This window comes from Paenibacillus sp. FW101-FHT12H11, from assembly GCF_058790355.1.
Genome location: NZ_JBYTCO010000004.1, coordinates 254,845 through 268,567 on the forward strand (window position 1 = coordinate 254,845; position 13,723 = coordinate 268,567).

At 45.3% G+C, this 13,723-nt stretch carries 6 protein-coding genes; all 6 read left to right on the forward strand.

Translation table 11 applies throughout. The features are described 5' to 3' along the window. The first annotated feature begins 31 nt into the window (after nucleotides 1-31). The 6 genes from AC3WTJ_RS14710 to AC3WTJ_RS14735 all read left to right on the forward strand — a co-directional run bounded on the left by AC3WTJ_RS14710 (nucleotide 32) and on the right by AC3WTJ_RS14735 (nucleotide 13,597). Nucleotides 32-1,825 (forward strand): sensor histidine kinase, encoded by a 1,794-nt coding sequence (locus AC3WTJ_RS14710; protein ID WP_492522702.1) that lies wholly within the window; start codon nucleotides 32-34, stop codon nucleotides 1,823-1,825. Between the two features lie 80 nt (nucleotides 1,826-1,905). Continuing rightward, nucleotides 1,906-2,157 carry a hypothetical protein gene (locus AC3WTJ_RS14715; RefSeq protein WP_492522404.1) on the forward strand — a complete coding sequence of 84 codons (252 nt, stop codon included), beginning with the start codon at nucleotides 1,906-1,908 and terminating at the stop codon, nucleotides 2,155-2,157. A 38-nt stretch (nucleotides 2,158-2,195) separates the two neighbouring features. Beyond that, nucleotides 2,196-3,827: a response regulator transcription factor gene (locus tag AC3WTJ_RS14720; RefSeq protein WP_492522405.1), complete on the forward strand. Its 1,632-nt coding sequence runs from the start codon at nucleotides 2,196-2,198 to the stop codon at nucleotides 3,825-3,827. A 121-nt stretch (nucleotides 3,828-3,948) separates the two neighbouring features. Further along, entirely contained in the window at nucleotides 3,949-5,256 is a 1,308-nt protein-coding gene (locus AC3WTJ_RS14725; RefSeq protein ID WP_492522406.1) for an ABC transporter substrate-binding protein, read from the forward strand. Between the two features lie 157 nt (nucleotides 5,257-5,413). After that, on the forward strand, nucleotides 5,414-11,731 hold the full coding sequence (locus AC3WTJ_RS14730) for a discoidin domain-containing protein (RefSeq protein ID WP_492522407.1): 6,318 nt from the start codon (nucleotides 5,414-5,416) through the stop codon (nucleotides 11,729-11,731). Between the two features lie 78 nt (nucleotides 11,732-11,809). Beyond that, entirely contained in the window at nucleotides 11,810-13,597 is a 1,788-nt protein-coding gene (locus AC3WTJ_RS14735; protein WP_492522408.1) for an S-layer homology domain-containing protein, read from the forward strand. Nucleotides 13,598-13,723: the final 126 nt, after the last annotated feature.

The following is a 13,723-nucleotide window of genomic DNA, read 5'->3' on the forward strand; positions in this document are numbered from 1 at the left end:
ACTTGAGAAAACGGGGGGACTGCCAGTGCGTATGTTGAAAAAGAGATGGCCAATCACATCGATTCTGTACGTCATGTTCTTTTTTGTAATCGTTATGCCAATTGTTTTAGTTGCATTTCTGTCGTTAAGAGCTTATACGGATATTTTGCTGTCTAACATCACTTCACGCACTATGCAAACATTGGAACAAGTCTCTTACTCCATCGATCAGGAGAAAAGTAGATATATCAGGACGGTTGCCGCAATTGCCTCGGATAATAATCTAATTTCGCTTGCTACTTCGTACCATCGCAGTACACAATCCAAAGACCTATTCAATTCTTCCATCCAATTAGAAAATCAATTAAAAAATTATTTGCACGATATGCCCGATGTTGTTTCCGCGATGTTCGTTTATCGCGACGGAGGCGCCTATTACTTTGAAGGCACCCATTTTCACAATATTAATACGCGGATTAACGATAATCTCTTAAAGAGTACGGATCTTTATCAGAAAACGCTTCAAAACCAAGGGCGAGTTCTGTTATTCGGATCCGAAGAGAATGTATTGATTGAATCGAATGACAAATACATTTTATCCGCAGCAATAGCTCCCCAGTACGAAAGATCATTTAGTGATGTAGAGATGATCTATTTTGTGATACAAGCCAAAACATTTGAGAATCTGGCAGAATCTACGTCTAACCAAGATGGTAGTTTTATTATCCTGGACGGCAGTGGGAATATCATGCTGGATACAAGTAAAGATAAAAGTAAAAACATTGAAAAACAAACCATTGAACAAGCGCGGAACAAGAAAAGCGGCAATTTTGAAACGATGGTTTACGATGAAAAGATGTTTGTCACCTTTCTAACCATGGAGCGGACGGAATGGAAAATCATCTACATTACGCCATATGAGCAGATGACGGCCCAAGTCAGAGAGATCTATAAACTAGTGATGAATGTTTCCGCGGCGGGACTCATCATATTTTTGATCGTTTCGTTTTTCCTTGTCCGGAGTATCGTCGGCCCAATCAAATCGCTTATTTTCCAAATGAATAAAATGAAAAGCGGTTCCTTTCATGTGGATTTGGAGCTTGCGGGTCCATTGGAAATTTATTCATTGGGTAAAACATTTCAGAATATGACCGTCCGTATACAGGAGCTTATCATTGAAAGGCAAGAACAAGAAAAGCTGAAAACACGGGCGGAAATCGATGCGCTGCAATCTCAAATTAACCCTCATTTTCTGGTAAATACACTAAATGCCATTAAAATTATGGCGATGTTGTCCAAGGCCACCAATCTGGTGGAAATGACGGATTCTCTTATTAAACTGTTATCTGCGACCTTTCATCGCGGCGGCTCTTACATCCAAGTTTTTGATGAAATGCAAGGTTTGGAGAAGTATATCCATATTATGAAGGTGCGTTATGGTGACCGGTTTAAGGTCGAATACGACATCGATGATGGTGTAACAAACACCTATGTCCTGAAGCTGCTGCTGCAGCCTATTTTGGAAAATGCCATCATTCATGGATTTTACGGCAAAGAAGCAATGGGCATCGTCAAAATAACAAGTAGAAAAATGAATGATCAACTCATCATCACCATCACGGATAACGGAAAAGGGATGGAACAACGGACAATGGAAGCCTTGCTGCATGAGAAGAAGGTAGAGTCTTTATGCGGGATAGGTATTGCCAATGTTAATGATCGGATTCGATTAAATTACGGCGAGCCATACGGTTTGAAAATTAACAGTGAGTTAGGAGTTGGAACAGAAGTCATTGTCATACTGCCGCTCTTATCGAATGATCCGGATCATTCACAGGCCTCATAGACCGATGTTTATACACTGTAAGTAACTGCTGCTGTCCGTGATGCATAGAGAAAACGGATAAAGGGGGGCGTGTCTTTCCTATGAAATTTTGCTTATATGATACCAAATATGATCGAGTCATCCTCATTGAAAAAAGCTTTCTTTCAGCCTTGTTGTTGAAGGAGAAATTCGGTCTATCCGTTGATATTGCTGTTCTGCCTATTCTATCCAAGCAAGAGTACATGTCCTTTCCCAGCTCGTTTCGCGGAGAAGTGGGCGGTCGATCTTATTTAATATACGAAGTTCCAGGAATCATAGAGCAAAAGTACGATCAAGTCATTGTTCAGGATTAAGGCAGCAATATCGGCTTTATTTAGAATGGGGGAAAAGAATGTTTAGAGTCATAATTGTCGATGACGAGCCGCTAGTAAGACTAGCCATGGGGGCGATTATTCCGTGGGGCGATTTGGACTGTGAGGTAGTGGCAGAAGCTGCGGATGGTTATGAAGCATGGCAGCGCATATCGGTACATCAGGACGTTGATTTGATGATTGTCGATATGAGTATGCCAGTTATGGATGCCCTTACTTTGCTATCTAAATTGCAGGAAGCCAATTTGACGAATCCACCGCTTAGTATTGTGCTTAGTGCGTATTCAGATTTTGATTTTGTGCGGAAAGCATTCCTGCTTGGAGCAGTCGATTACATTATGAAGGCGGATCTCGATCCCGAACATATCATTCCTGTGATCAAAAAAGCGATTAGCCAGATCAAAGAGAAGTCGATCACTACGGCGAATTTGATAAAAAGCAACAGTGAATCCGACTTGAAGCAGCGGGAAACCTGGCTGCGAGGCCTGTTATGCGATAAAGATTATATATACAGCCATAACTTAACGCAGGACGATTCCTTTCAAAAGTGGATGACGCAATTTGTAAATTTTCAGCATGTTATCGTATCTGTTTTGCCGGATATACCATCGCCCGCTGCGAATTTGCCGGGGCACGCCGGTATAGATCATCAGGATCATTTAGTTAAGATCATTAAACAAGGGATGGAGATCGTTAAACACCCTTATGAATTATTGCAGGTTCAAGAGGATGAGTATGCGCTTCTGTTATGTTTTGAGTCGTCTACCAGTTTTTTAAATTTGCGTGGACACGTAATGGAACTCCTGGATTCTTTGCGCAATACGGTCAAGAACTTTTTAAATGTCTCGTTATCCGTGGGAGTAGCGGAATCATGTACAGATTGGAAAAACTGGCATCTCCGATACAGTCAGGCGAAGGGATTGGCCAGCCTGCGATTTTCAGAAGGTCCAGGGCGTGTGTATTATCCCGAAACGGTGAGCGTGAACGAGAAAGTGCTGCCTACGCCCTATGATTACACGGTGATGATGTACCTTATGGAGAAGGGAGATAGCAAGTGGCAGCAGCAATTGTACACGGGGTTAAGTCAATTGAGCGAGATGCCCAATGTAACATTGGAAAGTTCTCTTCCGATCTATGAAGAATTGATTTGGAATATAGGGGCACTCCTGCATGCCAAAGGGATGAACTGGACGCATGTCATTGAAACGCGACGAAGGCCATATGAGATTGTTGAGCAATTCACGTTCCGTGATGATTTACACGAGTGGATTGAGAAGTTGGTGTTTCGCCTGGCGGATTTACTGCATCCTGATAAAATTCGTGAAGAAAATCCACAACGGTTGGTGGAGAGGGTCAAACGCTATGTAGAGAAACACTATTGTACGGCTATTACGCTGGGGCAAGTCAGTGATTGGGCGCAGGTGACCGAGAGCCATTTGAGCAAACAATTTGTGAAAGAAACAGGCGAGCATTTTATTGAATATGTGACAAAACAGCGGATTAATGAGGCGACGAGGCTCATGGAAACGGAAATGAAAATGTATGAAATCGCCGTTAAGGTGGGCTATGAGAATCCCGAACATTTCAGCCGTGTGTTTAAAAAATATCGCGGGATGAGCCCTCAAAAGTATCGGGACAATTATGCCAGGTAAAAAGAGTGAGCACAAAATATATCAAGTTAATCACCAAATATATCAATGAAAGCGTATTCTGTATTTCTGTAATATAAAGATGTAAAAAGCTTACGTTAACTTAAGGGGGTTAAGAAAGACTATGAAAAAAAGATTAGTAACATCTGTACTTTCGATTGCCTTGACGTTTGGATTAGCAGGTTGCGGCGCGAACACGGGGCCTGCTGACAACAGTTCTTCAGCTGCTCCTACAGCAGCAGACAGCACCAAAGAGAATGCGGTTACATTGAAACTCGCCATGTGGGATAGCGACAGCGAGTTCCTGGATAGCTGGACCAAAAAGGTAAAAGAGTTCTCAACCGTTATGCCGAACGTGAAGATGGAGGTTGAAACTTTCAAAAGTGACGGCGACTACCTGCAAGCGATGAAAGTTAGATTAGCCGCTAACGAATTGCCGGATATTATCGAGTTGAAGCCTAACTTTATCAACGATTTCAAAGATGAGCTTCTGCCGCTTGATGGTTTGAGCGTTACGGCCAAAAATACGAAAGCCAAGCAATATGCTGTAGATGGTAAAGTGCTGGCACTACCGGTTATCTCTTTCCCTGAACTTGTTTACTATCATCCGAGTGTCTTTAAAGAGTTAGGCTTAAGCGTTCCGACAACGTGGGATCAGTTTGTAAGCGTATTAACGGACATTAAGAAGAGCGGTAAATATCAGCCTTATGCGATGGGCGGTAAGGACTCCTGGCCGAACTATCCGTTTAATGAATTCATGCCGATATTAGCGTCCGGAGACGCAAACTACTACGATAAAATAGCTGGAATGGACAAACCATTTGATAAAGGTACGCCATTCTACAAAGCATACACGGATATTCAAACATTGTATGATGCAAAAGTCATGGGAGCGGATCCTCTTGGTCTGAGTAATGACCAAGCAACCGGTTTGTTTGAAGCGAAGAAAGCAGCCGTTATTGCTGCGGGACTTTGGTACTTGCCGCAATACAAATCCAAAGTTGGAAACATCGATGATCTAGCGGCATTCCCACTGCCTACTCGTCATTCTGAAAGCGAGCCGCTGAAAGTGATGACGTTCACGGATAACTTCTTCGGGATTAATAACAAATCCAAAAATGTAGAAGCAGCGAAGAAATTCCAAGAGTGGATGTTCAGTTCGGATGCGTATTCCTTCTATGTGAACAAGAAGCAAGCGAATTCTGTCATGGAGGGTGTTAAAGCCGATGTTCCGTTCTTGAATGATTTCTACAAAGCAAACAAGGTGGAAGAGTTCAGCTTCCTTCCAGGCGGCGATAACTTCAATAAATATGTAAACGCCATCCAACTGGATTGGAAAAAGCTTGGTCAAGAAATGATGGGCGGAACGCCGCTTGATAAGATTGCTAACGATCTGAATGACAAATGGACGAAAGCAAGAGCCAGCAAGTAGGGTTTAGCATGTAGGAGGGAGAGGGATGGCTGGTCATCTTCTCTCCTCCTTTACGGGAAATTGATGCAAATCGGTTTCCATTTTTTCAAGCTATTATGGTAAACGTTTCCAAATTATGGTTTTGGTGGTTATGCCATCTTAGAAGGAGGTTGTCTTGATGACTACGAATGTTGGACGAAAAATATTTGCTTCCTGCCTTGCTGCTTCATTAGTTACACCTGCGTTTTATGGTCTAACAGCTCAGCAGGCAAGTGCCGCTACAACAACATCAATCAATTTAGATCCGAGTAATATGCAGCAATCATGGGACGGATGGGGAACGGCGCTAGCTTGGTTCGGCAATGTGACAGGCGGTTGGAATGATGCGACGAAAAACGCATTGGCCGATGCGCTCTATTCGCCACAAGGTTTGAATTTCAATATTGCCAGATACAACATAGGCGGTGGCGAAAATCCTGCGTACGATACGATGCGCCAAGGCGGTGAAGTACCTGGGTTCTCTCCTTCTCCTGGTGTGTACGATTGGACACAGGATGCGAATCAACGTTGGTGGCTAGGAGCAGCGATAGCAAGAGGAGCTAATAAATTGGAGGCATTCTCCAACTCTGCTCCGTACTATATGACGGAGAGTGGAAGTACAACAGGGAATAGGGATGCTTGGAAAGATAACTTGAAATCGACGGAATACGACAATTTCGCAGATTATTTGGCGACTGTTGTCAAACATTTCGACTCTGAGGGTATTAAGTTCAACACACTGTCTCCGATCAATGAGCCCAATACGGATTATTGGAAATTTGGCGGGGGGCAAGAAGGTTCTCACTGGGATACGGCCTCGCAAGCGAAAATGATTAATGCCGCTCGTGCAAAGCTTGATTCCAAAAGACTTCAATCTGTGGCCATCTCGGCGATGGATGAGACTAGTGTAGACACGTTCATGACCGATTGGAACTCCTATGATACTGCAACGAAAGCGAATATAGGTCAAATGAATACCCATACGTACAGCGGGAATAATCGGACTGCTGTCAGGGATGCAGCCAAAGATGCCGGCAAACCGCTATGGATGTCTGAAGTTGATCTTGGTCCTTCAGGAATTGCTCATAATCATGATGATTTTGAGCCGGCTTTGGCATTAGCAGAAAGAATTATGACGGATATTACTTGGCTTGAACCTAAGGCTTGGGTACTTTGGCAAGCAATTGAGAGCGAGAAAAACATGCAGAAGGAAAACATGAACTGGGGTCTCCTTCACGCGGATTTTGATACGCAAGACTGGTATTACGGGAAAAAATATTATGCAATGGCGCAATTCAGCAAATTTATCCCGCAAGGCTCCAGATTCATTGCAGATAACAATGATAACACGTTAGCTGCGTATGATCCTTCCAAGAATAAAATCTATGTCGTATTTAGGAATGATAACACGACTAGCCAAGATATTTCCTTAGACATGTCTCAGTTTGACTCTGTCACCGGAACTGCAACGCCTTATGTTTCTTCTGCTGTAGAAAATGTAGAGCAGCATGCAGATATTCCAATTATGAATAAAACATTAAATACGACAGTTAGCCCGAAATCGATTACAACGTTTGTGATTGACGGAGCATCTTATACGGGCAATACGATGATTCCGCAAAGCGGGATGACAGCTAATGCAACCAACTACGCCTATCTCGAAGGGCCTGAGAGGACTTTGGACGGCAATACAGGAACCTATTGGCATTCCTCTTGGTCTGGTACTCCAGCGTCTGTTCCGCACTCCATCACCTACAACTTGGGCAACGCTTATGACGATGTGTACCAATTGAAATACTTGCCTAGGCAGGATAGCAGCTTCAATGGAGTCGCGACCAAGTATGAAATTGCGGTCAGCACGGACGGCGTGAATTTCAATAAAGTGGCCGAAGGAACGTGGAGCAACGACAAGACGGAGAAGACGGCTACATTCTCTGCCGTAAGCGCTACACATGTGAAGTTTACGATTACGGAATCCAATAACGGGTCCGGCACACAATTCGGTTCGGCCGCCGAGATCAATATTTTGAGAAAGCCAGGTTTTATACTGGATAAGGATTTACTGAACCAGACCATTGCCAGCGCAGAAGCTTTGATAGCCGCTGACGCCAGTTTGGCAACATTGCAAACGCTAGTTAACGAAGGGAAGACGATTCGGGATACTGCGTATGTAACGCAAGAAGCTATTGCGATGGCAGCAGGCAAAATTACTTCTGAATATAATAAGCAAATTAATTCGGCGGGGCTCATCCTGCAGAACCAAATGACGGCAACAGCAGACAGTTCTGCATCCGGTGAAGGACCAGCGAAAACGTTGGACGGCGACATCGGCACGAAATGGCATACGGCTTGGGATGGCTCTTATACAGCACTTCCGCATTCCATCACATACAACCTTGGCAAAGCATATGACGGTGTATACAAGCTGAGCTATGTGCCGAGACAAGACGTAGATTGGAACGGCGTTGTGACGAAGTTTGAAATCTCCGTGAGCCCTGATGGTAACGCTTTCACTAAAGTTGCTGAAGGAAGCTGGGATGCAGACAGACTGGAGAAGTCGGCAACCTTTAACGCACACGGCGCTTCCTATGTGAAGTTTACTGCACTTGCTTCAAAGAGTGATGCAGGCAAGCAATATGCATCGGCTGCTGAAATCAATATTTTCAACAAATCTGGATTTACCTTGGATACGTCCAAACTCGACAATGCGATGGCTACTGCGACTACGTTCATTAACAATTTTTTAGGTGATCCTGCCTATTTGGCTGACCTGGAAGCATTGCGCACGCAAGGTACAGCACTGTTGAACAGCAGCACGGCGACCCAGGAAGAGATGGCGAGTCTGGCAAACAAAATTACTGCCGAGATCGCGAAAATCCAAAACAATGAGCAGCAGGCTAACGGAATCAGTCTTTTCTACGCTCCGGAAGCTTATGCATCTAATCCTTCCAGTCTCATGCTGGATAACAACAACTCAACGTTCTATGAATCCAACTGGGCATTAAACGGAAGAAAATACAGAGCTGGCGATTACATCATTGTAGATCTGGGTCAGAACAGGCCGGACATTGGAAAAGTCATGGTTACGCCAAGGCAGGATAAGGCAAACGGAAGAATTGGGCAATTTAAGATTTACTACAGCGATACGGATTTAACCAATAAACCGGTAGACGGTACGCAAGCTTATTTGGACCAGAATTTCACTTTTGCAGCAAACGGCGTTTGGGACACATCCAGCTCCAGCGCACAATCGGCAACATTCAAATCGCATAAAGCCAGATATGTAGCGATTCAGGCTCTTTCTACAGGCGGGGACGGTGATACCCTAACTGCCGCAGAGATTGCTGTCAGCCAGAAAAAATCCACTGGCTTCGATACGTCAAGCTTGGAGAATGCCATTACGCAATTGCGCACGGCCTCCAGCATTAGCCCGAAAGTAGCGGAGGCAATTGAAAGTAAAGTTGCCTCGATCGGCACGCTTGGCGATTTAACGGAGGAAAGTATTCCTTACTACAGTAAAGTTCTGCAGGACTTATACAATTTATATCAGACCGTAGGTAAAACAGCATCCATTAAAAATGGTGAAGTGTGGTTGGATGGAGACGGTGTTCCCATTCAGGCTCATGGCGGGGGAATCCTTTACAACGAAAAGAACAAAACGTACTACTGGTATGGCGAAGACAAAACGGAAAATAATGTAGGCTCGGGTTATGTACCAGTAACAGGTGTTCACGCGTACTCTTCTAAAGATTTGTACAATTGGAAGAATGAAGGAGTCGTATTGCCGGTATTCAACAACCCGCAACTTGGGGAAGATGTATTGCCTGCCGGTGACCTGCCCATGTACTTGGATGAGAATTCGGAGACTTACAAGAACAGCGGGGTTCCATTTAATCCGAATCGAATTGTCAATATCACGGATCGTTTTGGCGATTACACAGGTCCGATGAAATCGCCGGTCAATTCTTTAAGCAAACATAATTCGCCAGAACGCATAGCGGAGCTGAATGCTTTGTATGCGGACAAAACGAATGCAGAGAAGCAAGCGATGTATAAAGCTTTCAATTGGGATAAAGTCGTTGAACGTCCTAAGGTCGTTTATAACAAGAAAACAGATAAATATGTGATGTGGTGGCATCAAGACGGGCCGATTGCCGGTGCTTATTGGACAGCAGCAGGCGGCGTTGCCGTCAGTGATTCGCCAGCGGGTCCATTCAAGTATCTCGGCACGTTCCGATTGCCGAATAATGGTTGGGGTGGCGGAGAAGGCGAAGGCATGCTGCGCGACATGACGTTGTATGTAGACGATGACGGCAATGATGCGACGCATGACAAAGCATATCTGATTTATGCATCCGAAGGGAACCACACGACGGTCATCACGATGCTGAATGATGACTACACAGGTCCGGCCACGAATGCAAACGGCCAGTCTGTGGAAGGTACTCATTATGTGAGAGCCTTCTCGTGGAACAGAGAAGCGCCGACGATGTTCAAGCAAGATGGTGTCTATTACATGATTACATCCGGACTGACGGGGTGGGCTCCGAACCAAGCGGAATATCATGTATCGACAAATGGCATTTTCGGTCCATGGGATCATAAAGGCGATCCGTTTGTGGATGACTGGAAGCACACCACACATGAAAGTCAAAGCACGTATGTCCTGCCTTACCGGGATGGCAATGGCGAGATCGTGCCGAATAAATTTATTTTTATGGCCGACCGTTGGTACCCGAATGATCTGAAGGATTCCAGGTATGTATGGCTTCCGTTCGAAATAAATACCCAGAATCAAACGATTGGCGCAAGATGGTCCTACGAGTGGGATTACTCCGTCTTTAAAACAGGTACTACCGTGAGCTTCAACAGCAACGGTGGCAGTGAGGTTCGTTCCGTGTACGGAGCTGTACAAGGTTCGAAGATTGCAGCACCTGAAGCTCCGGCGAAAAACGGGTTTACTTTTGCAGGCTGGTATCAAGATGAAGCCTTGACAGTCGGCTGGGATTTCAGCGTGAACACGATTCCGGCAACGGATATTACGCTCTATGCGAAGTGGGAGCAAGTTGGTGCACCAGTCATTACAGGCGTTCAGCCAGTGACTGTAGCTACAGCTACCTATGTGGCGCCAATTCTGCCTGCCAATGTCACTGTCGTTTATAACAATGCTACAACGGGGACAAAATCGGTTCAATGGGACTCAGTGGCTCCGTCTAAGTATGCGGTGGCTGGCAGCTTTAACGTGAATGGCGTTGTAGACGGCACAGCGATACCGGCCGTTGCGAGCGTGACCGTAACCGATAATGTGTACCCTGTTCAATCGATTTCCGTGAGCGGCATCGGCGGCATGAATGAGATTGTGGTTCAAAACGGCACGCTGCAAATGCAAGCCGTAGTACTGCCTTCGAATGCCAATGGTCAAGTCGCATGGAGTGTCTGGGAAAACGATGGTCTCACGATGACCAATAAAGCAACGATTAACGCGAGCGGACTGCTATCGGCACATGCGGATGGAATTGTGAAAGTGGTGGCGACAGCTGCTGATGGCAGTGGTGTTCAAGGATTCAATTATGTCAAGATCAGCGGTCAGACAGCGACGCCGACCGATGTGCCTCATGCTACGTTAACAGGGCCGGCAGCCGTTCAAGCAGGAGCTGCATTCTCGACCAACTTTGGTTTAACGAACGTCACGAATAGCCCATCTTCCAGCGTATATGCAGCAGACATCGTAGTAAGCTTCGATGCTAGTGCGATTGAATTCGTATCGGTGGATTCATTGAAATCCGGTTTTAAAGTGGTAGATACGAAAACGGATGTACCGGGTCAAGTTCGGATTATCGCGATTAGCGAAGGAGAAGCGGGAGCTATTACCGCAAGCGGAGATGTATTCAGCTTTAATTGGAAGGCAAAGTCCCAACAATCATCCCCGACAACCAATCTGACTCTGACCAAGGTAGCCCTTTCTAATGCACTTAGTCAAAAGATGGATGCCTCCCTGGCAAATCTAACGATTTCTATTACAGGGACTGAAGCTGTAGACAAGACAACGCTGCAAACGGTGCTCAATTTGGCACAGTCCATCTATGATCGTGCGATAGAAGGAACGTATGTCGGACAACATGCAGCAGGTTCCAAAGCAGTACTGTTAGCTGCGATCCAAACGGGAACTGCCGTCAACACGACTCCGGCGGTTAGCCAACAACAGTCGGATGATGCAGCCATTGTGTTAAACCAAGCGATCCAAGCGTTTAACCAGCAGTTCATCACGACCTATGCGCCAGGAGATGTTAATGAAGATACATTCGTTAATATCGGAGACTTGGGTAAAGTAGCGGTGAATTATGGCAAGACTTCCGCAGCAAGCGATTGGAATGAGATCAAAGGTGCCGACTTCAATCATGACGGCAAGATTAACATTCTCGATGTAGTAGGAGTCGCTAAAAGGATCCTGCAATAACAATTAATCTGAAATGGAAGAGGAAGGCCAGCCCTTTCTCTTTCCATATTCGGATGATATTCAGAAGGAGTGAACCCCATGTTACGTAAAACAGGGTTATTTTTAACAACTATGATGCTCTTATTTACGATTATCCCATTCGGCATGACGGTAAGTGCTGCTGGAATCCCTACATTTAATGTGAATCTAAATGCTTCTCAAGTAACCGTCGGCGACAATGTGGTCGTTACGATTCAAGGTACTAATGTAACAGATTTATATGGATATGAAGCTATTTTAAATTATGATTCAGACCGTCTGGAATTCAATTCAACACAATCGAATGGCACATTCGAAGGGTATAAGATTGCACAAAATTCGGGGAATCAAGTCACATTTGCCCATTCGAAAATGAAAGATATACCAGGAGAGAATGGAAATCTAACTATTTGCACACTGATTTTCAAGGCTAAACAGAGCGGACAAGCCAACGTTACATTGACAAAGATGACAACAGTGACATCGCAAGAGCTTCCGTCTATTTGGAGTGTTAACGCGCAAGCTGCCGTTAAAATTAACGGGACAACTCCTGGTCCTAGCGGTGGCGGCGGAGGAGGAGGAGGCACAACGACTCCACCAACGAAAGAAGATCCGGGCCTCTATGTACCAAAAGAATCGGAGCTCCGAATTGAAACGACACAAGACGGCCAAACCTCTGTGACAGCAGTGATCGACAGCAAACGTCTGGCACAGAAATTAGCGGATCTGCAAGCAGCGGGCGGCAGCAACGTTTTGAGCTTTGAGATTCCTGGCGAGCGCCAGTTGAATGCCTTGGAATTACCGTTGCCGACGTTGCTCGACATCCTGAAGAATCATAAAGATACAATTTTGAGCGTACGCAGCCATTTAGGCACTTACGATCTTCCGATGTCCGTACTGAACCAGTCGGATTTTGCGGGGGCTGATGCAGAGGGAGCGACGCTAATCATTCGTATCGATAAGGCTAAATCGCTGCATGAAACGAAATTTGACCAATCCATTTCCGATAAGGGCATGGTGCGTGTGAGCGATATGATCGATTATAAAGTCATTCTGAAAACCAAGGACAAAGAAGAGGAAATTCATAGCTTCGGCAAAAGCTTTGTGACTCGTGTTATTCAGGTAGACGAAATGATTCAAGATTCTTCTGCAGCGACGGCGGTCGTTTATGATCCGGCTACAGGAGAAATGAAATTCGTGCCTTCCGTGTTTACTGTGAAAGACGGTAAAACCGAAGTGAAGGTGATTCGAAACACAAACAGTTTGTATGCGATCGTTCAAAATAAGAAAACATTTGACGACATGATCGGTCACTGGGCTCAGCAAGATGTGGAACAGTTGGCTTCGAAAATGGTTATTAACGGGACTTCGGACCGTACGTATACGCCTGAGATGCAAGTCACTCGCGCTGAGTTCGCTGCCTTGCTCGTACGAGGCCTGGGATTGCCTGCAGAGGCTGGGCTGAATGTCTTCACAGATATCGCAGCTGCGCAGTGGTATGCTCCAGAAGTAAATACAGCGGCAAAGTACGGCTTGGTCCAAGGCGTCGCGGAAGGTAAATTCAGCCCGGATGCGCAGATTACAAGAGAGCAAATGGTCGTGATGATGATGAAAGCGATTGGGCTCGTTAAGGGAACATCAGCATCTAACGCAAGCACAATGAATGCGCCGTTTGCCGATCAAGACCTGTTGTCGGATTATGCCCGCAGCGCGGTGGCAGACGCCGCCGGAAAAGGACTTATTCACGGTAAAACAGAAACGACGTTTGCACCTCAAGATGTAGCCACTCGCGCTGAAGCGGCCGTCATTATCAAACGAGTGCTGCAATATGCGAGTTTGATCAATTAGTATATTGCCTCAAGAGAAAACTGAGAAGTCGAATATCCCTTCTTTAAAAAGAAGATCGATGTCAAAGTAGGTATTGCTAAACGGATCCTGCAATAAGAAATAATCGGAAGTGGAGGAGAAAGGTTA